Source organism: Bacillus sp. COPE52, assembly GCF_003355115.1.
In the GTDB taxonomy this organism is placed as follows: domain Bacteria; phylum Bacillota; class Bacilli; order Bacillales; family Bacillaceae_G; genus Bacillus_A; species Bacillus_A toyonensis.
The window spans coordinates 4,799,893-4,822,213 of record NZ_CP031292.1; the positions used below are offsets into that span (position 1 = coordinate 4,799,893).

At 36.2% G+C, this 22,321-nt stretch carries 26 protein-coding genes and 3 pseudogenes; 12 read left to right on the plus strand and 17 right to left on the minus strand.

Annotated elements, in window-relative coordinates; all coding sequences use genetic code 11:
- Positions 1-104: 104 nt before the first annotated feature.
- From pepA to DPQ31_RS24435, 5 genes are all read right to left on the minus strand, one after another.
- Positions 105-1,589 carry a cytosol aminopeptidase gene (gene pepA, locus DPQ31_RS24415; RefSeq protein ID WP_000487963.1) on the minus strand — a complete coding sequence of 495 codons (1,485 nt, stop codon included), beginning with the start codon at positions 1,587-1,589 and terminating at the stop codon, positions 105-107.
- 247 nt (positions 1,590-1,836) lie between these two features.
- Positions 1,837-2,463, minus strand: a complete 627-nt coding sequence (locus tag DPQ31_RS24420) for a 3D domain-containing protein (protein ID WP_002156546.1) — start codon at positions 2,461-2,463, stop codon at positions 1,837-1,839.
- Between the two features lie 86 nt (positions 2,464-2,549).
- A complete protein-coding gene (locus tag DPQ31_RS24425) occupies positions 2,550-2,867 on the minus strand; it encodes a YuiB family protein (RefSeq protein WP_199632712.1) in 318 nt (105 codons plus the stop codon).
- The gene (locus DPQ31_RS24430) at positions 2,864-3,370 is read right to left on the minus strand and encodes an NUDIX hydrolase (RefSeq protein ID WP_000415305.1); all 507 of its coding nucleotides are present in this window, start codon (positions 3,368-3,370) and stop codon (positions 2,864-2,866) included. Before DPQ31_RS24430 ends, DPQ31_RS24425 begins: the two co-directional genes overlap by 4 nt.
- Positions 3,371-3,493: 123 nt before the next feature.
- Complete coding sequence (locus DPQ31_RS24435; RefSeq protein ID WP_000856621.1) at positions 3,494-4,702, minus strand: NAD(P)/FAD-dependent oxidoreductase; 1,209 nt, start codon at positions 4,700-4,702, stop codon at positions 3,494-3,496.
- A gap of 462 nt (positions 4,703-5,164) precedes the next feature.
- Between DPQ31_RS24435 and DPQ31_RS24440 the strand changes: the two genes are divergently transcribed.
- The 3 genes from DPQ31_RS24440 to DPQ31_RS24450 all read left to right on the plus strand — a co-directional run bounded on the left by DPQ31_RS24440 (position 5,165) and on the right by DPQ31_RS24450 (position 8,351).
- Entirely contained in the window at positions 5,165-6,154 is a 990-nt protein-coding gene (locus tag DPQ31_RS24440) for an NAD(P)/FAD-dependent oxidoreductase (protein ID WP_208731122.1), read from the plus strand.
- A 150-nt stretch (positions 6,155-6,304) separates the two neighbouring features.
- Entirely contained in the window at positions 6,305-6,784 is a 480-nt protein-coding gene (locus DPQ31_RS24445; protein WP_097957532.1) for a GyrI-like domain-containing protein, read from the plus strand.
- A 319-nt stretch (positions 6,785-7,103) separates the two neighbouring features.
- Positions 7,104-8,351, plus strand: a complete 1,248-nt coding sequence (locus DPQ31_RS24450) for an MFS transporter (protein ID WP_000391933.1) — start codon at positions 7,104-7,106, stop codon at positions 8,349-8,351.
- A 17-nt stretch (positions 8,352-8,368) separates the two neighbouring features.
- Here DPQ31_RS24450 and DPQ31_RS24455 read toward each other — a convergent pair whose 3' ends face one another.
- On the minus strand, positions 8,369-9,250 hold the full coding sequence (locus DPQ31_RS24455; protein WP_208731125.1) for a helix-turn-helix domain-containing protein: 882 nt from the start codon (positions 9,248-9,250) through the stop codon (positions 8,369-8,371).
- Between the two features lie 80 nt (positions 9,251-9,330).
- Between DPQ31_RS24455 and DPQ31_RS24460 the strand changes: the two genes are divergently transcribed.
- Positions 9,331-9,792 (plus strand): 2-thiouracil desulfurase family protein, encoded by a 462-nt coding sequence (locus tag DPQ31_RS24460; protein ID WP_199634317.1) that lies wholly within the window; start codon positions 9,331-9,333, stop codon positions 9,790-9,792.
- A gap of 28 nt (positions 9,793-9,820) precedes the next feature.
- Here the strand turns inward: DPQ31_RS24460 and DPQ31_RS24465 are convergent, their stop codons facing one another.
- Together DPQ31_RS24465 and DPQ31_RS24470 are read right to left on the minus strand one after the other, a co-directional pair.
- Positions 9,821-10,174: a YxeA family protein gene (locus DPQ31_RS24465; protein WP_000833123.1), complete on the minus strand. Its 354-nt coding sequence runs from the start codon at positions 10,172-10,174 to the stop codon at positions 9,821-9,823.
- A gap of 106 nt (positions 10,175-10,280) precedes the next feature.
- Positions 10,281-10,379 (minus strand): annotated as a pseudogene (locus tag DPQ31_RS24470) (methyltransferase); the annotation flags it as partial.
- A gap of 228 nt (positions 10,380-10,607) precedes the next feature.
- On the opposite strand from DPQ31_RS24470, the gene DPQ31_RS24475 reads away from it, so the two are divergent.
- A complete protein-coding gene (locus DPQ31_RS24475; RefSeq protein ID WP_097837606.1) occupies positions 10,608-11,171 on the plus strand; it encodes a GNAT family N-acetyltransferase in 564 nt (187 codons plus the stop codon).
- A gap of 151 nt (positions 11,172-11,322) precedes the next feature.
- Here DPQ31_RS24475 and DPQ31_RS24480 read toward each other — a convergent pair whose 3' ends face one another.
- The 3 genes from DPQ31_RS24480 to DPQ31_RS24490 all read right to left on the minus strand — a co-directional run bounded on the left by DPQ31_RS24480 (position 11,323) and on the right by DPQ31_RS24490 (position 13,064).
- Entirely contained in the window at positions 11,323-11,676 is a 354-nt protein-coding gene (locus tag DPQ31_RS24480; protein WP_000573824.1) for a HesB/IscA family protein, read from the minus strand.
- Positions 11,677-11,717: 41 nt separating this feature from the next.
- Positions 11,718-12,584 carry a diaminopimelate epimerase gene (gene dapF, locus DPQ31_RS24485; protein ID WP_097957527.1) on the minus strand — a complete coding sequence of 289 codons (867 nt, stop codon included), beginning with the start codon at positions 12,582-12,584 and terminating at the stop codon, positions 11,718-11,720.
- Between the two features lie 240 nt (positions 12,585-12,824).
- A complete protein-coding gene (locus tag DPQ31_RS24490; RefSeq protein WP_000595027.1) occupies positions 12,825-13,064 on the minus strand; it encodes a YuzB family protein in 240 nt (79 codons plus the stop codon).
- A 371-nt stretch (positions 13,065-13,435) separates the two neighbouring features.
- Between DPQ31_RS24490 and DPQ31_RS24495 the strand changes: the two genes are divergently transcribed.
- The 4 genes from DPQ31_RS24495 to DPQ31_RS24510 all read left to right on the plus strand — a co-directional run bounded on the left by DPQ31_RS24495 (position 13,436) and on the right by DPQ31_RS24510 (position 16,435).
- Positions 13,436-14,506, plus strand: coding sequence for an NAD(P)/FAD-dependent oxidoreductase (locus tag DPQ31_RS24495; protein ID WP_208731127.1), 1,071 nt, complete (start codon positions 13,436-13,438; stop codon positions 14,504-14,506).
- Between the two features lie 250 nt (positions 14,507-14,756).
- The gene (locus DPQ31_RS24500) at positions 14,757-14,930 is read left to right on the plus strand and encodes an aspartyl-phosphate phosphatase Spo0E family protein (RefSeq protein WP_001054619.1); all 174 of its coding nucleotides are present in this window, start codon (positions 14,757-14,759) and stop codon (positions 14,928-14,930) included.
- Between the two features lie 64 nt (positions 14,931-14,994).
- A complete protein-coding gene (locus DPQ31_RS24505) occupies positions 14,995-15,654 on the plus strand; it encodes an ABC transporter ATP-binding protein (RefSeq protein WP_098138130.1) in 660 nt (219 codons plus the stop codon).
- Positions 15,638-16,435, plus strand: coding sequence for an ABC transporter permease (locus DPQ31_RS24510; protein WP_000679276.1), 798 nt, complete (start codon positions 15,638-15,640; stop codon positions 16,433-16,435). Before DPQ31_RS24505 ends, DPQ31_RS24510 begins: the two co-directional genes overlap by 17 nt.
- Before the next feature lie 201 nt (positions 16,436-16,636).
- Here the strand turns inward: DPQ31_RS24510 and phnA are convergent, their stop codons facing one another.
- The 3 genes and pseudogenes from phnA to DPQ31_RS29875 form a co-directional block, all read right to left on the minus strand.
- Positions 16,637-16,978 carry an alkylphosphonate utilization operon protein PhnA gene (phnA, locus tag DPQ31_RS24515; RefSeq protein ID WP_000212733.1) on the minus strand — a complete coding sequence of 114 codons (342 nt, stop codon included), beginning with the start codon at positions 16,976-16,978 and terminating at the stop codon, positions 16,637-16,639.
- A 234-nt stretch (positions 16,979-17,212) separates the two neighbouring features.
- Positions 17,213-18,007, minus strand: coding sequence for a DUF2628 domain-containing protein (locus DPQ31_RS24520; RefSeq protein ID WP_208731129.1), 795 nt, complete (start codon positions 18,005-18,007; stop codon positions 17,213-17,215).
- Positions 18,008-18,318: 311 nt separating this feature from the next.
- A pseudogene (locus DPQ31_RS29875) lies at positions 18,319-18,528 on the minus strand (hypothetical protein); the annotation flags it as partial.
- Here DPQ31_RS29875 and DPQ31_RS29440 point away from each other — a divergent pair.
- A pseudogene (locus tag DPQ31_RS29440) lies at positions 18,523-18,815 on the plus strand (hypothetical protein); the annotation flags it as partial. The pseudogenes DPQ31_RS29875 and DPQ31_RS29440 sit on opposite strands and share 6 nt — an antisense overlap.
- 29 nt (positions 18,816-18,844) lie before the next feature.
- Here DPQ31_RS29440 and DPQ31_RS24525 read toward each other — a convergent pair.
- Entirely contained in the window at positions 18,845-19,639 is a 795-nt protein-coding gene (locus DPQ31_RS24525) for a nucleotidyltransferase domain-containing protein (RefSeq protein WP_208731131.1), read from the minus strand.
- A gap of 52 nt (positions 19,640-19,691) precedes the next feature.
- On the minus strand, positions 19,692-20,000 hold the full coding sequence (locus tag DPQ31_RS24530; protein WP_000248598.1) for a YuzD family protein: 309 nt from the start codon (positions 19,998-20,000) through the stop codon (positions 19,692-19,694).
- A gap of 206 nt (positions 20,001-20,206) precedes the next feature.
- Between DPQ31_RS24530 and DPQ31_RS24535 the strand changes: the two genes are divergently transcribed.
- Entirely contained in the window at positions 20,207-20,443 is a 237-nt protein-coding gene (locus DPQ31_RS24535) for a NifU family protein (RefSeq protein WP_000431159.1), read from the plus strand.
- A gap of 502 nt (positions 20,444-20,945) precedes the next feature.
- A complete protein-coding gene (locus DPQ31_RS24540; protein ID WP_001125484.1) occupies positions 20,946-21,161 on the plus strand; it encodes a hypothetical protein in 216 nt (71 codons plus the stop codon).
- A gap of 61 nt (positions 21,162-21,222) precedes the next feature.
- Here the strand turns inward: DPQ31_RS24540 and yutH are convergent, their stop codons facing one another.
- Positions 21,223-22,224: a spore coat putative kinase YutH gene (gene yutH, locus DPQ31_RS24545; RefSeq protein ID WP_000614220.1), complete on the minus strand. Its 1,002-nt coding sequence runs from the start codon at positions 22,222-22,224 to the stop codon at positions 21,223-21,225.
- Positions 22,225-22,321 lie beyond the last annotated feature (97 nt).

The window sequence follows — 22,321 nt, forward strand, 5'->3', positions numbered from 1 at the left end:
GTAAATGAAGTTGTATCGACTTACCGACAAAAACTGATCACACTCGTACCATATCAATAAGAAAAGACTGCCTCAAATGTTTGAGACAGTCTTTTCTTCAAAAATTATTCTTCCCCGAAACGCTCAACAAGTGTTGCAAGTGTACGTACCATTGCACCTGTTGCCCCGGCCGGCCCTAAATCATTTGCTCCTGATGTTTCAGATGTTCCAGCGATATCTAAGTGTACCCACGGTGTATCTTCAGCAAATTCACCTAGGAATGTACCTGCCATAACCGCATGCCCTTCACGGCCTGGTGAGTTATTTAAATCAGCAAACTTACTGTTTCGAACGCGTTCTTTATCACGATCAAAAATCGGTAATTGCCAAATTGATTCATCCGTTTCCATAGAAGCTTCTAGTACTTGCTCAAACAACTCTTCATTGTTTGTCATTGCGCCTGTCGTATGATTTCCAAGTGCAACAATTACACCGCCTGTTAATGTCGCAACATCAATAAGGTAGTTTGCACCTAGTTTTTTAGCATACGTAATACCGTCCGCTAACGCAAGGCGACCTTCTGCATCTGTATTTAATACTTCAATTGTTTTTCCGCTCATAGATGTAATTACATCGTCTGGCTTAAATGCTGTACCACTTACAACGTTATCAGTTGATGGAATAACAGCGATCACATTTTGCTCTGGGCGAAGTTCACCGATAATTTCCATCGCACCTAATACAGCAGCAGCACCGCCCATATCACCTTTCATACCGACCATGCCTTCACGTGGTTTTAAAGAATAACCACCTGTATCGTATGTGATTCCTTTTCCAACAAATCCAATGACATCTGTCCACTCTTCTTTTCCTTTATAAATAAGAGCAATCATTTTTGGCGGCTCTGTACTACCTTGGTTTACTGCAAGTAACGCACCCATACCAAGATCTTCCATCTCTTCTTTCTCAAGAACTTTATAATCCATATCATACTTTTCCGCTAACTCAACAGCATACTCAGCAAGCTTCGTCGCTGTTAATACGTTTGGCGGCATATTTACAAGTGTACGAGCCGAATTTGTTGCGCGTCCATGCACGTAGCCAACTGTTAATGCAGCTTCAATTTCCTGTGCATCTTCCGCTGTAATAGCCGTGAACTTCTCTAACTCTACACGATCCTTTTTATCTGATTTATACGTTTGTAATTCATATGTACCAAGACCTTGTACTTCTGCCGCTATATGAGCTACATCAATCACATCTAATTTCTCTGTTACGAAAGAATCAAGTAAGATTGCTGCATCTTGTACTTTTGCTGCCTGTAACGTTTTAAACGCCTTACCAAGAGCCGCACGTAACGTTTCTGTCGTATAAGATTCTTTCTTTCCTAAACCGACGAAGTAATAGCGTTTTACATTTGTTTTTCCTAAACTATGTACTTTTGAAATAGCTTTCTTCTTAGTAGAAAGTTCTTTCTCTTCTAATAAAACTTGTAATTGCCCTTCAAACGCTTTGTCCAGTTCTTGTACAAAACTACTCGTTTTCTCTTCTTCAAATAAGGCAACAATTACCGCTTCATGACCTGCTAATTCTTTTTGTACTTGAAACATGTTCAGACCCCCTAAATTTCTCTACTCTGCCTTTATTATAACTTTATTTTCGATAAAATGCGACAATTCTAACTTCTGTTACATCCTATATAAAGTGAACCTTTAACCAGTGGTGTTTTTCTTCATCCCCCACTGATCATTAGCCTTCACCAATCGGGCTTTTACGGGCCACAAATAGCGGGGTAATCCATCTTTCTTCCATTTCTTCTATGATCAAATAAAAAAGTCTAGCGTAATTACCACTAGACTATCTTTGTTTTAAATATTGGCCACGAAACACTTGCATCGTTTCGTCTTCATTTAACATCGTTAACTCTTCTTCTGTAAACTTACCATTTCCTACCTTAACTACATATACATTTACTTTTTTCTTACCCCATTGGCTATAAACATCTTTCACCGTATCATAATATAAATCAAGACGATTTCCTTTTATAGCACCGCCCTTATCAGCGACAACCCCATATCCGTAATCTGGCACGAATAAAATCGTTCCAATCGGGAATACACGTAAATCCGCAGCGATTGTAGAATATAAATCCCTTTTCGCTTTAACACCTGAATATGTAATACCATACTCTGGATGTCCTGGACTCTTACCAGTTGACTCCACTCCTGACGTATAACCAGTTGCAGTCATTTCAATTGAACGATATTTAGACCAATCGTTTGCCTGCTCTAAAGCATTTATCACTTCTTTACTCGGAGCAACATTTCTCTTAACTTCTGCTGCATGTACTTCTTTTGCACTCGTTCCCTCATACTTCTTTACAATCTCTAATAAAGAAACTCCTGTGAAAGCATTCCATGTTACGCATAATGCGGATACAAGTAAACAAGTCATCATAATGCGAATACAATATCGTTTTAACATTTTTATATTCCACACTCCTTCATCGTTAATCATTCCCTATACGATGAAGGAATATGCAAAAAAATAATCTCCAAATTGATTGGAGATTAAAACATTTGATATCCACTCTTTCGAAGTTTCTTAATTACGATTCCTGCCAAAGCAGCACCTACTAATCCAGTAGATAAAATAAACATATCGGCTTGTCCTAAATGCGATACACTTTTCCCAAATGAAGAAAATGTTTCTTTCGGCTTTGAAAAATAATCCCACACACTCGCTTTATTAATAATAAGCATACAAACAATCGGATACACAATAACCATTACCCATGTAGCTCGCAAAATCATGTTGAGTAAAAATCCAATTCCAAAAAACAAAATAAAGAATAACATCATTGAAATAAGTAGTACCGGTATACTCACTCTTTCTCCCTCTCCTTCGCATGCGCCGTAAATACGTGATAGGCTGTATAACCAAATTGCTCTCCTGGATTTAATGTTTTGTCCATTTCAAGATGTAGTTCTGATCTTCTTTCTAGCAAATATTTAATAAGTACAGACGTATTGGGATCGTCAGCAATCGTCTCTGGATGTAAAAATGCTACTTCAGACAATTCCTTCTCCTGTACAATAATATTTTCCCCTTCAGGCTCCAAAAGGAAAATAATCATATTATCACTAATTTCATTACGAATAACGCCCGACCGAATACCTATAATCCCCTTCACATGAGCGACAATACCTGTCTCTTCTAATACTTCACGTTTCACAGCTTCATCAACCGTCTCACCTTCATTTACAAAACCAGCTGGCAAAGACCATTTCCCCTTTAATCCACTGTATTTTTTCTTAACAAATAGCCACCTGCCATCTTTTGTAGCTACTAAACCACTAACAGCTAACCACACTTTCCCTCGTTTCTCCATGATGTAATAACCTCCTCCACCTGAACGGACAGAATATTCTTTCTTTTTTATATATTATACTATATTTTTAATATGAAAAAAGCAGAAACAGCTCTTAGCCGTTTCTGCTTTTTCTATTATATATTAAAAGAACTTTAATTTACCTTTTTTAAGAACTAATAAAGGTCCACCTAATAAGAATAGGTAACGGTTATCAATTACTTTCTTCATGAAGGAAGCTTTCCAACCTGTTAACTTTTTACCCATAACAACGCCCATTGCATCGTCATGCCCTAAAGAACATACAGATCCTTTATTGTCGAATGCGAATTTTTTCATTTCGCCCTTACCACGAACTAACACAGTTAAGTTATGTGCAATGTTGTAACCTTGTTGAATTGCAATTTGTGCTGTTGGTGGATATGGACGGTTAATTTCTTCGTTAATGATTAACGCTGCATCACCAACCATGAATACATCTTCGTATCCTGGAGCGTGCATGTACTCATCGACTTTTACACGTCCGCGCATTGCTTCAAAGCCAGACTCTTCCACAATACCGTTACCACGAACACCTGCAGCCCAAACTACTGTTTCAGACTTAATTAATTCAGTGTCATCGCCATTCGCAACGATAATACCTTCTTCAGTTGCTTCTTTAATTGCTGTACCGATGCGGAATTCTACACCTTTTTTCTCAAGTTGTTTTACAGCGTATTCTACTAACGCTGGATCGAAACCTGGAAGTGCTGTTGGAGCAGCTTCTACACAGATGATACGTGCTTTTTCACGTGGTACATTGTACTCTTTGCAAAGTTCAGGAACACGGTTTGCAAGCTCACCTACGTACTCGATACCAGTAAATCCAGCACCACCAACAACGATTGTTACTAACTCATCGCGTTGTTCAGTTGCATATTTAGCGAAACTAGCTTCCATATGCTCACGAATTTCACGAGTTGCATTAATGTTAGCGATTGAGAATGCATGCTCTTTTAATCCTGTAATTCCGAATGTTTCTGATTCGAAACCAAGACCAATTACTAAGTAGTCATACTCTAACTCGCTGTCTTTTAAGATAATGCGTTTTTCAGCAGCTTTAATTTCTACTACTGTATCTTGTACAAAGTTCACTTTATTTGTATCAATAACGTCTTGAATATCTAGACAGATTTTTTCATCTTGTAATGTACCAGCTGCGCTCTCGTGTAACCAAGTCGCTTGGTAGTGATAGCTGTTGTTGTTTACTAGCGTAATTTCAGCTTCATTTACAGATAATGCTTTTTGCAGACGAACAGTCGTAATCATCCCGCCATAACCTGCACCTAAAACTACGATTTTTGGAGTCTTCACCAAATCACAACCCTTTTCTTTATATAATAGTAATGAAAAATAATACCAAGTACTAAAAACTCTATTTGTCAAGAATGTGGAATTTATCACATTCTATATCGTAACAAAACGCAGTCAAAAAATCGTACGAATTTTGTCATAGAAATTTAACATAATACTTCCCTATATTAGTCGGTTTTATTCCATAATTCAAGCACCTAGCGAATTATCAATATTTTAAAATAACATAGCGTTTACAAGGGTTTTTCAGCCTTTTTTTCATGTATTTTCCTTTCTGTATATTTTATACAATGTAAAAAACATCTATGCGGAAACTTACTTATAATTCAGTCGTTTTCAGAAGTATTATGAACTGAAATATGCTATCATTTATTTGAAAGTATCATCATTTGCAGGATTTTCATGTACATATGAACAATATATGAAATCAATATCAAAATTCCATCTATAGGGGGAATGAAAGTGGCAGAAAATCAAAAAGTTTACGACATAACAATTATTGGTGGTGGTCCAACTGGACTTTTCACAGCATTTTATGGCGGTATGAGACAAGCAAGTGTAAAAATCATTGAAAGCTTACCTCAACTTGGAGGACAATTATCCGCACTCTACCCTGAAAAATACATTTATGATGTAGCTGGATTCCCAAAAGTGCGTGCACAAGAGTTAGTTGATAACTTAAAAGAGCAAATGAAGAAATTTGATCCAACAGTTTGCTTAGAAGAAGCTGTTGATACGTTTGAGAAACAAGCTGACGGTATATTTAAACTTGTTACGAATAAACAAACTCACTATTCTAAATCAGTCATTATTACTGCTGGTAATGGTGCTTTCCAGCCACGCCGCTTAGAATTAGAGGGGACCGCAAAATACGAAAAGAAAAACTTACATTATTTCGTTGATGATATGAATAAATTTGCTGGCAAGCGTGTTGTTGTATTTGGCGGCGGCGACTCAGCAGTAGACTGGACGATGATGTTAGAACCGATTGCTGACAAAGTTACAATCGTTCATCGCCGTGATAAATTCCGCGCACATGAACATAGCGTCGAAAGCTTAATGAATTCTCGTGCAGAAGTAAGCACACCGTACGTTCCAGTTGAACTCATTGGTGATGACAAAATTGAACAAGTCGTTCTTCAACACGTAAAAACAGAAGAAAAACTTATCATCGATGTTGATGATGTAATTGTAAACTACGGCTTCGTTTCTTCTCTTGGCCCAATTAAAAACTGGGGCTTAGATATACAAAAAAATAGCATTCTTGTGAATTCAAAAATGGAAACAAATATTCCTGGCATTTACGCTGCTGGTGACATTTGTACATATGAAGGAAAAGTAAAACTTATCGCTTGTGGATTTGGTGAAGCACCGACAGCAGTAAACAATGCAAAAGCTTACTTCGATCCAAACGCAAAACTTCAACCAATGCATAGCTCCAGTATGTTTTAATATAGAACTACGAAGAACCCTTTTCACATATGAAAGGGTTTCTTTTATATCTCCTCAAAAAAGTAACACTTTCTAAAAAGCTCTACTTCTCCCCAAAAACATGTTACACTAAAACAGAACAAACGTTCTTATTTAAAAGGAGGAATTTTCATGATTAACGAACCCATTATCGTAAAAAAAGAAGCTTTCCAAGCAATCGGTGTTTCTCTTACAACGACAAATGAAAAAGAGGCGTCTACTGAAGGAAAAATCCCAGGGCTTTGGAACAAATACTTCCAAGAACAAATGATGCATCACATCCCAAATCAACAAACAAAGGAAACGTTCGCTTTCTATTCAAACTACGAATCAGATGAAACTGGCACATATAAATTTACAATCGGTATGCCCGTTTCTTCATTAAAAGACGTTCCAGAAAATATGACAACTTTAACAATACCTGCCGCTACATATGCGGTATTTACATCGAGAAAAGGCCCAGTTTCTGAAGTCGTGTGCGAAGCTTGGGAATACATTTGGCAATGGTCGAAAGAAAACAAACGTGCTTTTACAACAGATTTCGAACTGTATGATGAAAAAGCGGTAGACCCAAATAATGTGCAAGTAGATATTTATATCGCATTAGCTTAAAGAAGATACTCTTTGGTATCTTCTTTTTTTGTCGTTAAATAGCTACTGGGCAAATTCATTATTATTGTCTACAATGAGAAAGTGCAGTATAGAAATATTAGAAACTGTATAAAGTGAAACTATACTCAGTGGGGGTTTTGTTCATCCCCCACTGAGTATTAGCCTTCACCAATCGGACGTTTACGGGCAGTTGGTCTCCCACCTAACTTCTTTGCTCGAACCGAATTTTGAGGTGGGATTTTTACTGCCCGTTAACGCAGGATAAAAAGATTGTTAATAGGTTTTTTAGTTTAAATTTGTCACATAGAAAGGAAGCAATATGGAGGAACTACAACAAAATAAAACTGCTCTAGAAGGAAGCGGAAAACCGTTATTAAAAAATACGAATTTCCTTTTTCTTTGGGCAGCTACTCTTTTTTCAAGCTTTGCTTTAGCCTTTTTTACTTTTTCACAAACGTGGTACATAGCAAAAACATTAAACCTTGAGGCTTCACTCGGTGTTGTTTTCGTAGCTCTTAGTGTTCCAAGGCTTATTTTTATGATTATCGGCGGCGCTGTAGCTGATAAATTCCCGAAAAAAAATATTATGTTTTACTCCAATATTATTCGAGCGATTCTTGTCGCAACCATTCTCACATGGTTCATCGTCGGTGATGTAACACTATATACATTTGCCTTATTCGCTTTATTCTTTGGACTTGCTGATGCTTTTTTCTGGTCCGCAGATGGATCTATTCTTCCAGAACTTGTAGAAAAAAGCCGCTTAACGCAGGCAAATTCACTTACACAAATGACGAATCAAGCGTCGGTCATCTTGGGCCCTGTACTTGGTGGAATTCTCATCAAATTTACGAACTATGAAACAATCTTTTCGATTACGATTTTACTACTGATCGTTGCGGCCATACTCGTTCAAAAAATACAATTTACGATGTCAGAGCAAAAAGATACCGACAAAGGCATGTTTACTTCTATTAAAGAAGGAATCTTATATGTAAAGGAATCACCATTCCTTTCAACTTTCCTTATTTGTAGCGCTTTTCTAAACTTATTTTTAATCGGTCCGATGCAAGTCGGTTTCCCGCTCTTCGTTAAAAATGTCCTGCACGGTGATTCACTTCAGTTCAGTTACTTAGAAGCTGCTGTTGGTGGTGGAATGGCGATAGGCGCTGTCATTGTCGGTTTAAAGAATATTAATCGTAGACGCGGCCTATTTTGCATTATCATGATGCTACTGTCTGGTATATTCTTCTTATCCATTAACTTTAGTACGGTACTTTGGCAGGCATTATTAGCTGGCATGTTTTACGGTATTACAATCGCAATGGCGATCGTTCCACTTATGGCGATGATTCAAGCAACTGTAAAAGAAGAGATGATGGGGCGTGTAATGAGTTTACTTATGCTATCATCAATGGGCTTTATCCCGCTCTCTTATGCATTCACATCCATTGCACTTGCAATAGGAATTCCAATCGTAACCGTTATGAAAAGCGGTGCAATCGCCGTTATCGTCTTCGTACTATTTGTAGCGATTCGTGTTCCAGTTGTAAGGAAATTCGATTAACAAGCAAGAGTCATGTATTATAAGCATGGCTCTTTTTTAAACGGATCAAATAGATGTACTCCCTTTCTCCTCCTTAATGCTGCTCCCCACTCTAATCCAACCTCAAAAAATAAATCTCGCACTGTACTGTACAAAAGTGCCCCAATATCTTTACGAATTTCCCCATATTTATGTGCCCTCACAACACTTTTCACGCGCCAAATGAAATTTCCGTTCACTTCTTCATCAGCTAATATTTGCTCTAATAAAACACCTTGCTCTAATAAGCCACTCTTTTTATACGCAAGTTCCACCTTACTCCAAAATATATTAATCTTCTTCGGATTACTTGTCATCGGCACCAGTGCGTATATAAAAGACTTCGGTATATCATGACGGCAATACGTTTCATCAAGCTCATACGTTATTTTTCTTTTCTCTTTTATTTGTGGAATGTTTTTAAAAAGAATTGTTTCCCCCTCATATTTTTGCTCATTTTTACTACAGCCAGCTGCATAATCCTTACTTTCACATGCGGACATTTTCATACGGTCATCCATGCGGTCAATTGCAGATATAAGAAAAATATATAAGTTCGCACTATACCCACCGCGCTTATGTCTTTCTTTTGTCGCAACACGCTTTATAATTCCTAGTTCCTCTAACTTTGCAACGGAGCGGCGTACTGTACGAATACTCTTTCCAACATTCGTCGCAATCGTCTCCATTAACGGACAAGCAACTCCTACTGTTTTCTGTTTCTCATTCACCGCATACTTTCCTAAAAAATGAATAATGGTAGCATCCGTTTTATTTAATTGAAATCGATAATATTTCAAAACTTGTTTTTGATATATATTAAACTCCTCTTTACTTTGAAATTCACTATATGGTTTCATTAAATTATATAAGCTTCCCATTCTTATCACCTCATTTATAAGTAAGAAGCAGGAAGAGAAATTGGCGTGATAGTTAATATTTCTTTATTGGAGATGAAAATATGATTGTAATTAGCGCTTGTTTAGGTGGTATCGCTTGTCGTTATGATGGGAATGACAATCTCGTTTCAAAAATAGAGGAACTTTTGCACAAAGAAGATACAGTCCTCATTTGTCCTGAAGTATTAGGAGGACTACCGACGCCTCGTCCTTCCGCTGAAATTATTGGTGGGAATGGCGATGACGTTTTGGACGGAAAAGCGAAAGTGATGACAAAAGATGGAGAAGATGTCACAGAAGCTTTCGTAAGTGGTGCTTATAAAGCATTAGAACAACTTAAAGACTTACACCCAGAATATATTATTTTAAAAGAACGTAGTCCATCTTGTGGTAGTTCTACAATTTACACTGGAGAATTTAACAGGAATAAAAAAACTGGTTATGGGGTAACAACTGCTTTATTCAAAAGACATGGATTTACAGTCATTTCAGAAGAGGATTTTGAGAATATAAAAAGGAATTGACCCTGTTCGTCAATTCCTTTTTTCTTTCTTATTTTGCACCTAATTTTTCTTTAACTTTCGCTGGAAGCTCGTCTTTTTTCACTTCTTCCCAAGCTGTTACACCTTTTTTATCTGAATTGTATACGCGTAAGAATGCTTCTTTGCGAAGATTTTTTGGAGCTGTGAATTCCAATTCTTTTTCTTCTCCACCTTTATCGAATCCTTTTAATTTATACTCGAAATATTTATGTGGCTCTCCGTTATCAAACTTCTCATTTTTTTCAATTCCATCAGCTGTAACTTGAACATAATACTCATCTTTTCCTAAACGATTAATATCACAACCAACTAACAGACTTGCAAATACAACTAAAATACTAAAAAGTGCAATGTATCTTTTCATTTCCTTCACCTCAAATGTTTTTTCTTATATTCTTATCTTAAAGCTCAGGCTTTAAAGAAGAAATTCAAAAACATGACATGAACATTACACTTTTGTAAGATAATAATTATTTCTTCACTTTAGAAATAGTCATTCCAACACCAATTGGAACGAGGACAGATTCTACCTTCGGATCAGTTGCTACTACTTCATTAAACTTCTTCATACACATCAGCCAACTTCTATTATGCAAAAGACAAAAATCGTAAGAAAATAGATAAAAAATAATAATTCCTTACTCAACCAACTAGCGATTTCGTTTTCAATATGTGAAAAGGGATTTGTAAAAGATGAATTGAATATATATTTATTATTTTCTAACTTTTGGCTGAAAGTTTTTTATTACATAAATTTCATTATTTCCTAATTTAAAGTTTTCGAGGGGAGAAATAATATGAATCCTATTTTATTAGATGTTCCGTTACAAATAGAAACAGACAAACTCATTCTTCGAGCACCACTGCAAGCAGGTGAAGGGAATGTAGTACATAAAGCTATTAAAGATTCAATTCATGAATTAAAGCAATGGTTGTCTTTATTCCAGTCCATTCCTACTGTTGAAGAAACGGAAATTCTCCTTAGAAATGCGCATATAGATTTTTTGAAAAGAGAAAGCTTTCGCTATCTTATCTATCATAAGGAGACGAATAATTTTATCGGAACTGCTAGCCTTCACGCGATTGATTGGAAGGTTTCTAAATGTGAAATTGGATACTGGATTAACACCCAATTTAGTGGCAATGGATATATGACAGAAACAGTAAGTGCGTTAATAAACCTTGGATTTCAGTTATTCAAATTTAGAAGGATTGAAATACGATGTGAACGTAATAACACAAAAAGTCGTGCGATTCCTGAAAAACTAGGCTTTGAGCTTGAAGGGATATTACGTAATGAGGATCTTTCAGCTGACGGCAAACAACTAACTGATACTTGCATCTATGCAAAGATAAATTAGATTAAGACTTTAAAACTCGTTGCACAACATATCTTGAGGCTGATTTCTAAATTTAGAAGGTGGCTTTTTGATTTTTCACGACAAAAGAAAAGACCTCCTTAACGATTGTATTCCATCGTTAAAAAGGTCTTTCTCTATTTCTGCCAAAAAATTAGCACTCTTCTGGCTTACCAGCATTCGTCGCTGTACGGAAAGATGATCCACATCCGCATGATGCGATTGCGTTTGGATTATCAATTGTGAATCCGCCGCCAAGCATCGATTGTTTATAATCAACTTTTACTCCTTTAACAATTGGAGCACTTTCTTTATCGATAACAAATTCAACACCGAAAAATTCAAGAACTGTGTCGTCTTCTTTTGGTTCTACTTCAAATCCTAAGCCGTAAGAAAGACCACTACATCCGCCGCCGTGTACAGCAAGGCGCACGTACTTCTCTCCATCTTCAGCATCTTTTAACATATCTTTAATTTGAAAAGCTGCTTGTTCTGTTACTTCAATCATGAAATACACCATCCTTTCTGTTCTCATTCTATTATACATCTTTACGCTTCTATCTTGTACTCATACACTCCGCGGCAAATTACTTCCGCAGGTCCTTTCATTAACACATTTCCTTCTTCTGTCCATGCAATCATTAAATCGCCGCCAGCTAAATGAACTGTAATCTCTTTACCACGTTCCAGCTTTCCATTTAAAATAGCAGCTACAACTGCAGCACATGCTCCTGTCCCGCAAGCTTGTGTTACACCAGATCCACGTTCCCAAACACGGAAGTTCATCTCGTCACCATTCAAAATTTCGATAAATTCAACATTTACTCGCTCTGGGAACATTTCATGTGTCTCAAGGACTGGTCCAAGTGTTGTAAGTGGCGCTTTTTCTACATCATCAACAAAAATAACCGCATGCGGATTCCCCATTGAAACAGCTGTAAATGCATAACGATGATTATTGTATAAGAAGTTTTCACGAATAAACGGTGTTTCACCTTCACCAAGCATCGGGATTTCTGCACGTGTTAAACGTGGTGCTCCCATATCGATTTTTGCTAATGTAACTACACCATCTTCTACCGTTACTTCAGCCGTTACAATTCCGGCTAACGTTTCAATTGCGAAAACTGTTTCTTCTACTAGTTTATGCTCATACGCATATTTCGCTACGCAGCGTAAACCGTTGCCGCAGCTCTTCCCTTCTGAACCATCATTATTAAACATGCGCATTTTCACCGGAGCTACGTCAGAAGGACAAATTAAAATCATTCCATCTGCCCCAATACCAGTATTAATATTTGAAACTTTTTCCGCCACAAGAGCTAAATCTTCTTCAAGAATTTGTTCCTCAAACATATTTACATATATATAACTATTGCCAAGACCATGCATTTTTGTAAAAGAAAATTGGCTCATTTGTATTCACTCCAAAAATAATTTGTTATTTTAAGTATAGAATGCATGCTTTTAGAACACAATATGAATGTCCCCCGTTTCTCATATTTGACAACATTTGGCGATGAGCCATTCTTGCACAAATTGTGTAGGAAAAAAGCCCTTCTAAAAGGGCCTTTTTTTTATTTATATTCCGTATTATCCTACCCTGCGAAATAATATTTTATCTAATGGAAAAAGGTGCTGCCCATTCGCAACACCTTAAAACATTGGATTTTCATCCAAATACTCATATACATTATTAACAAGCTCTTCTACTGTCGATCCTTGTACTACTTCACCATTCACAAGGGCAAATGGGCCTTCAAAACAAATACCACAATATCCTAAACATCCATACTCCATTACATCTAAATTCGGATCTTTTTCTAATTTCTCTAAAGCTGCTTGTGAACCACTCGCGAGGTTACCTACACAAAATTCAATTAACGGTTTAATCAAAATTCTCCCCCCTGTACTACAAAACAAATTACCTTCTGACTTCATCTATAAGAAGAAAACTAAGCTGTTTCTTGTTGTTTTCATTACACTTACTAAACTATTCAATTCCTTCACTGTTTCACTTCAAAGCAAATATTCTTTTCTATATAAATATATTCACAACACTGCTTTTCGGCCTTCATAATGAAATAGTAACTAGAAAAGGAAAACAGTTTACTTTACTTTTCTTCTTATTGTACAACAGAGTATTCATTCATGCATTGTTATTTGTTCACAAATTCGATATAATTTGATTGAGTAAAGTCGAAATATTTTATTAATATAAAATTTTAGGATTAGGGGACATTTCAACAGAAAAGGGGTAATCCATCATGAAACACCTCGTAATACTAGGTGGTGGCTACGGTGGAATGAGAATTCTGCAACGGCTACTTCCAAGCAACCAACTTCCAGATGATGTACAGGTGACATTAATCGACAAAGTACCATACCATTGTTTCAAAACTGAATATTATGCATTAGTAGCGGGTACAATTTCAGAAACGCATATTCGCATACCGTTTCCTGAGCACCCACGCCTCAATATTCAATACGGCACAATAACAAATATTGATCTCGAAGAAAAAGCTGTTCATCTTGATGGCGGTGAAGCAATCCAATATGATGATTTAATTATCGGACTTGGCTGTGAAGATAAATATCATAACGTTCCTGGGGCAAAGGAATATACACACAGTCTACAATCAATTGAACAAACACGTAAGACATATGAACAATTAAATGGCCTAGAACCGAATGCTACAGTTGCTGTCGTTGGTGCTGGCTTAAGTGGCGTTGAAGTAGCAAGTGAACTTCGTGAGAGCCGTTCTGATTTAAAAATCTATTTATTTGATAGAAAAGATAGAATTTTATTCCCATATCCAGAGAAATTAAGTAGTTATGTAGAAGAATGGTTTATAAAACATAACGTTACCATTATACGAAACTCTAACATTACCAAAGTCGAACCAAATATTGTGTACAACCACGATGAACCTCTTGCATGTGATGCAATCGTCTGGACAGCTGGTATTCAAGCAAATGAAGTTGTTCGAAACCTTCCGGTTGAACAAGATGGTAGCGGACGGGTTGTTTTAACAAAATATCACAATATTCCAAATGACGAGCACGTTTACGTTGTAGGAGATTGTGCAGCACTTCCACACGCACCATCTGCTCAACTTGCTGAAGGTCAAGGAGAACAAATTGTCCAAATATTATTAAAACGTTGGAATAATGAACCACTTCCTGATGAACTACCTGTTATTAAATTAAAAGGTGTTCTCGGTTCCCTCGGCAAAAAGCACGGATTTGGTTTACTAGCAAACCAACCATTAATGGGACGTGTACCGAGATTATTAAAATCCGGTCTTCTTTGGATGTATAAATATCATAACGGTTAATACTTTACGAGCTGTCTACTATGTAGGCAGCCTCTTTTCATTAGTTAAAAAAAATTTTTTCATAAACAGAAATTATCAGAAATATTTTTCTCAATATTTATTCAAAAATTTTCTATTTTTATATTAAAAACTATTGATGAAAAGTGTATGCTATTTGTAAGTTGTTTTTATTATTTCCTTTAAGACCGAATGAATTCGGTCTTATTTTTTATGTGATAAATACTTTTATAGGAGGCATTACATTTCACTTATGAACTTGACGAAACTACACGATCGAATAGAAACGAAGAAGAAAGAATTGATCTATCTCGTTGAAATGTACGGATTCACTCATGATAAAGTAATTTCTTTCAGTCAAGAATTAGATTGTTTACTTAACTTATTAATAAAACTCAAGACGAAGAAAAAACGTTGCTCTTTATAACCTTATTTTTCTATTTCTCTCTCTTTTTTGATACGATATAACTAGAATCAGAAAGGAGCAATTTATGTTTATATTAAAAGACGTTACATATAAAGATATACTACACATTCCTTATTTACAGATTCAAAAAGAGACAATCACTTGTATTATCGGTGAAAGTGGGAGCGGAAAGAGTACATTACTTCGCATGTTAAATGATTTACAATCTCCAACATCCGGTACAATCGAATATAACGGAAAACCAATTTCTGATTATCCCCCTATTCAATTACGCCGTGACGTAGTTATGCTCGGACAAACTCCACCTATTTTTGACGGAACAGTTAAAGACAATCTATTAATGGGACTTCGTCTTTCTGAAAAACCCTCTCCAAGTGATGATACTTTGCAGAATGCATTAACGACTGTTAGCTTAAATAAAAATTTAGAAGACAACGCCGCTTCATTATCAGGCGGGGAAAAACAACGGCTTGCTTTTGCTCGCATCATACTTATAGATCCGCCTGTCTATTTATTAGATGAACCAACTTCGGCATTAGATAGTGATACAGAACGCCGCGTTATGAAGCAATTCACTATACTCGCAAGAGAAAAGAAAAAAACCGTTATCTTCATCACGCACTCGCAACAACTTCCAGAAGAAATTGCAGACGATATTATTGAAATTAGTAAAACAAACGGTGCAACTAGAAAGGGAGTGCTCTCAGTTGAAGGGCGTTATTGAACTCCAAATTTGGCAACTTGCTGCTGCCTATATTTTCATTCTTATTTTAATCGGACTTGTAAGATTAAAAGGGATACCTCGCGAGAAACAAATTGCGATCGCAACATTCCGTATGACCATTCAGCTCGTACTTGTTGCATATGTCCTTACATACATATTTGAAAACAGTAATCCATTTTATACAATTGCTCTCATTACTTCTATTACTACATTTGCTATTTTTAATATTTATAAACGAGTTAATATTCCGATGTCAAAAGAATTAAAACGTGTAGCCGCTCTTTCCATGGTTGCGGGATCAATCGGACCATTACTACTATTTATCTTTGTTATTATCGGGCATAATCCGTGGTATGCACCGCAATATATCGTTCCTATTGCCGGCATGTTAATCGGTAATGCTATGACCGGTATTTGCCTCGGGGCAAACACCTTTTTAAACAATATGAAATCTCAAAGAGATCATATTGAAGGTGCCCTTATGCTCGGCGCAACACCGAAAGAAGCAACTGCTCCCCTCATAAGGGACGCTTTTGATTCTGCTATTTTACCAACAATCAATTCCATGGTCGGTATGGGAATTATAAGCTTACCCGGCATGATGACCGGTCAAATATTATCCGGTGTATCACCGTTTACAGCAATTCAATATCAAATTGCTATCATACTCGGTATTTCAGGGAGTACCGCTTTCGCTGTCATTATCTTCTTACAGCTTGGATATAAAACATTCTTTAATAAGCGCTGTCAGTTGAAAGAAATTGACTATGATGCGAGGTGAATCGTGCGTAGTTCACAGCGAATGAAATTATATTAACAATTTTTTCAATATATCTATCATAACTTACAATATATCAACGATTTTTCAAATATATCTATCATAACTCAGAATATATCAACGGTTTTGTACGAAATATCGATTTACCGACAAAAAGTGACATAATAAAAAGAGGAGGCGAATAGCCTCCTCTTTTTATTTGTCTTACGCCTTCTTAACGAACTGTGATTTTAACTTCATAGCTCCGAAACCGTCGATTTTACAATCAATATCATGATCTCCATCAACTAGACGAATACTCTTTACTTTCGTACCAATCTTCACAACTGAAGAAGTACCCTTTACTTTTAAATCTTTAATGACAGTAACAGCATCACCATCTTGAAGAACGTTTCCGTTTGCATCTTTTACAACTTTTGCACCATCATTGTTTTCAGCTTCTGCTTCTTTGCCCCACTCATGAGCACATTCTGGACATACGAAAAGAACGCCATCCTCATACGTATATTCTGAATTACATTTTGGACAATTTGGTAAAGTAGCCATAAATTCATTTCCTCCGTTCATTATTTATACGTAAAAATCAAATTTGATTTTTACATCTCGATAAATAAAATTTGTATAGCATTTCTTTATAGTGCCATAGTCTTACGTTATTGACAAGCCTACCTCAAATTCTCATTTTTTATTGTATTTTACAAAATTTCAATTCGTATGGTGTTTACAATAAAAAAGAAGAACCTTCACAAGATTCTTCTTTTCAAAATGAATGAGTTCTCACTAGAACCCCCAACCATTCTCTTCAATATAAAATTGATACTCTTCTAACTCTTCTTCACTTAACTTCTTATTATTCTCATATACTTCTTGCCATTCAAAGTAACCTTCACTGAAATAAACAGCGAATTTAATTTTTACGTTTTTCTTCTCTGTATAGTCATAACCAGTAAACTCTACTACGTCATACTCTTTTTCTTTCTTCACGAACTTCCAAGTTGGATTATCAGTCATAACCTCTAAAGTAAATCCTTCATCACATGAACGAACAACATTTTTAATATTCGGCTCAGTTGGTAAAAGAGAAAGTCCGAACATAGCTCCACCAAACAATATCCCCACTATAACTTGTAAACCAATCATACCAGCAGCACTAGCGCCACCCTTTGATTGTAAGTAATACGCCTTCTTGTGATCCGGCATATCTTCTCCCTTATGTAAAACACGAACAGCATGCTTATAATATAAACGGTTTCCTTGCCATCCAGTAAATATCATCATTCCTAATTGAAGAGCTAAACTACATGTTACATAAATCCCATCTGGAACATCTATAAAAGGTGGGATAACTATACTAGGTATAGCCAATAACGCAAATATAATAAATAACTTATACATTTTACGATAAGCTAACCAAAAAGTTGGGAAGAAAAAGGCTACCCAATTCCATGTATTCCCTTGTGCTGGATTCTCTACTTTCCCCCATTTAAAGTCATAATACGCCGTATTCTTTTGCACAATCTTATGTAACTCTTGTGGAGAGATTGTTTCTTGTAAAACAGTGTCTTTCACATACATCATCCTTTTCTTATTTCTATATACAGGTATTGTATATGTACAAAAAGAAGGAAACTAACAAAAAGTACATATATTTCATAAAAATGAATGAAAATCGAATATATTCTGACAATTACCCATTAATTATTTCATTTTGCTTTAAAATATATTAAAATACTTATGAATCATACGTTTAATACACTAAGTTAAATGTTTTGTATGTTCACAAAAAAAGATGCCCCAAAACCATTTGGACGCATCCTACTCCTATTATATAAATTACTATTATGAGATGGCCCAACCTAAAATCTCGACTTAAAAGACTTCACAAATTAGCTTTCTACTATTTCAAACATATTCCCACTTACACAACTAATAAATAATCTATCATTAACTTCCTCAATTGATCCAATAAAATCTATTTCAACAACATTTTTAAGGAGTTTCATTATATATTTTACTTCGCCACATTCAGCATCAAGTATTATTAATTCTAAATTTGAAGTAGCAATATAAATTTCCCCATCTTTATATAACAAAACCAGTTATTACATAATGTTTCACATGAAACTATCGACATTCCGGATTACCTTTCTAGCATTCTCGACTGGTTTCAAACTTGGGATTATTAGGAAAATTTAACCAAAACAAATATACATTCCATCAATCCGGTACTAGCTGTCGTTCCAATATTACAAAAAAAGCTTTTCTGCTTCTTACCTGTTTTTCTTTCTACAAATTAAAACAATACGAACAAGCTAATCGCTACTTACAGCAATATTTACACTGCTCTGTACATCTTAATAACGAGGAAAAAGAAAAAGTATTCTGCGTATCAGGATGCTTTTGTTATTTTCCCTACCACTTTCTCCTACACTCTTCAATCATACTAAGCAAATATCTCTTCGTCATATCAGCCCTTCTCCAAATAGAAAGTTTCTTCTTCTCCTTTGGATCATACCTCATTCGCTCTACTTCTTTTAATAAAGGCTCCCATTCTTTCGCTGAGCGTTCTAACAAGTATTGCAATCCTCTATCTTTTGAAACAATTGTTTTATGATCTAACGTATATAAAATACGCCCCATCGTAACGACAGCTGATTCTACCCATTCTTCTATAAAAAATAAATATGGCTGCTTCGCTTTTTCACTCCAGTACTGTTCTACGTTGTATTGCATTGTATTGACTACATCATCCCACTTTATTTGAAGTGGAAGGTCTTCTACTTCTTTCCCGATAACTGTAATGCCTTGATTTTTTAATGTCCACCATGTGACCGCATTAATATCCCAATGACCTATATTCGCCTTACCATCTGCACAATACACGTACTCATTTATTTCATGATTGTATTTCCCTAAGTCAGCAAGCGGAATATACATACCGTCCATTCTTTTACCTAGCGTACTTTCACTCATTTTCTTATGCAGTTCTACAATTTGTTGTTTTTCAGCTTCATTCACGGAATCATTTAGTACTGCAACAAAATCAACATCGCTCGTTTCTATATGAAATGCACCTAGCGCAATAGAGCCGTAAACATATACTCCGACTATTTTTCCATCTAAAAAAATTTCTTTTAACCCTGCTATGTACTGCTCCATTAACTGCTTTACTTCTGCTGGTAAAGCTTGTTTTATTCCATTCTCCACATCTATCCCTCCATTAAAAAAAGCCTTCGCAAATTCGCAAAGGCTTCCTGCTTTATAAATATTTCTCGATTTCCTCGTAAACATCCTTCAAACGAGGATTTCCTTCTCCAACAATCTCTCCATTCACAAGAACGACTGGATAAAATAAATCTTCTTCTACTACGCGCTCTGCGAATGCTTTTTTATCTTCATCTTCTTGTTCTTGTTGAAAATCAATATACTCGAAATTAAATTTATTTTCTTGTCCTTCATATTTACGACCAATCGCCGCTTGTAACCACTCAAACGTTTCTGTTGAAGATGGCATTCCGACGCAGCTCGCACAAATCACTTTCGTCCCATACACTTGCACATTAACCATTTCTTCTCCCCCACTCCTTGTTCTAACAGTATATTCAGATGTCTTATTACATAAGCACATCATTTTACAAACTTATTCCATACCCCTATACTGAAAAAACACGTTGTACACATGATAAAATATTTCGACAATAAAACAAGAACAGAAAAAATAGATTTTCCCCTCTATCTTGATTATAATAAAACTGATGAAAGGAGTCGATAAAAATGGAAAACCCACATATGCAAGAACAAGTACTAGAAGTACTAGATAAATTACGTCCGTTCTTACTTCGCGATGGCGGAGACGTTGAATTAGTAGACATTGAAGAAGGTATCGTAAAATTACGCCTTATGGGTGCATGCGGAAGCTGCCCAAGTTCTACAATCACACTAAAAGCTGGTATCGAGCGCGCGTTACTTGAAGAAGTACCAGGCGTTATTGAAGTAGAGCAAGTATTTTAATTAAAAGCGGAAGCGGCTCGTTCAGAATGTGAGGAGGATGGAGCTTCTGACATAGAGGCGCTTTTTGCCTCGGCGGAAAAGAAGCGAAGCCACCGAACATTTTAGCCGCTGGAGCTAGATATTAATTAAAAGCGGAAGCGGCTCGTTCAGAATGTGAGGAGGATGGAGCTTCTGACATAGAGGCGCTTTTTGCCTCGGCGGAAGAAGCGAAGCCACCGAACATTTTAGCCGCTGGAGCTAGATATTAATTAAAAGCAGAAGCGGCTCGTTCAGAATCGCTTCCTAGAAAGAGACCCCAATGGGTCTCTTTTTTTATTCAAATAACACTTCTCCTTTAACATCATAAAACAAAATTGGAAATCCTTCTCAAAAAAATGCGATAATTAATACTATATAGTGAATCGTTCACACATATAAAGTGAAACTATAATCAGTGGGCGTTTACGGGCAGCCCGATTCCCACAAATAGCGGGATGAAGTAAAAAACATAGGGGGACGACACATGCCAAAAATGGGGAACACTTTTTTAACAATTCAAGAACTAGAAGAGAAAAAAGAATATTTATTAGGCCTTTCGTCCGTTATACCAACATGGAATACAAGCTATCAATTTTTATTTAAAGAAATCCAGCAAGAATTATTGAGTAAAGTAAATGAAAAAATCGAAAGAAATCAATTCATTTTAAATATATGTGCAGATCAACAGGTAGGAGCATAATGTATTACATATACAATTGCGGTATAAAAAAGAGACCTCAATCGGTCTCTTTTTTATACTTTTAAGATAGCCAATCTAATTTTCTAATCCCTAACTTATCAATTGGCAAACGAAGTGATCCATAAAAATTCCTCATAAATTGCTCAGAGCGGTTCACATCATGTAAAATAGCTTCTAAGCGATCTCTATATATACTTTTTTGTTCTTCGTTCCCAGTTTGATAATATCGTTCGACCGTTTCAAAATAGTGGAGCGGGAACAGGAGCCTTGCAAATAATAAGCGCCAACCAAATGAGGATAGCGAATAATTGCGTTCATAATCTGTAACAAATTGAACGATTGTTTGCTCCCAGTCTTTCTTCTTTTCAATCATCATATAGCGAATCAATTCTGCTATATCTCGAGTGGGATGATCATACACCCACTCAAAAGGAAGTTTTAGACGCTTCGTTTGATGCCATAATAAAGGTGTAAATCGCTCCTGGCAAATTGTTGCCGCATCGGTCATTTGTGGCGTATCATCCATCTCTGTATCGACAACATACTGAATTGCATTTTCCGCAACTCCTAAATAATACGGGAAGGATTCGATAAACAATTGATCGAATACGTCTGTAGGGTGGTTCATCACTTGTGATTGCCAAAATTTTTCTAATTGATCGAGCCTTTTTTCCCATAACGCTTTCCATTCACCAATGCGGCTTAATTGCTCAATTTCTTCTGGAAAGAATGCACCTCGTTTATGGAATATAGAAAGCTCACTTCCTAATGACATAGCATGTCGTTCTAACGTGCGCATACCTTTTAATAAGCAGTAATTTTGTTCTTCTATCTCACTTACATAGTAGCCGTGTATAGTCGGAACGAAAGTCGCTACAGTCATATCCCCTTGCTGGTTCATATAGTCACTGAGCTTTTTCATCTCTACAAGTACTTCTTCCTCCATTTCTCCAATTGGAACAAGTACATAAATTTTGTTGCGAATCCAAAAGCTTTTATAGGGGCCAAGGGGGATTAATTCTTTAACATGCATGTGATAATGCTCATAAATATGCTGAATCATCGCAGTCGCCACCTATGGTTTTTCTTTATATATATGAGCTTGTGCTCGCCTTTCATTCCTATGCACATGATAAAGCAACGAAACGTATACAAATACT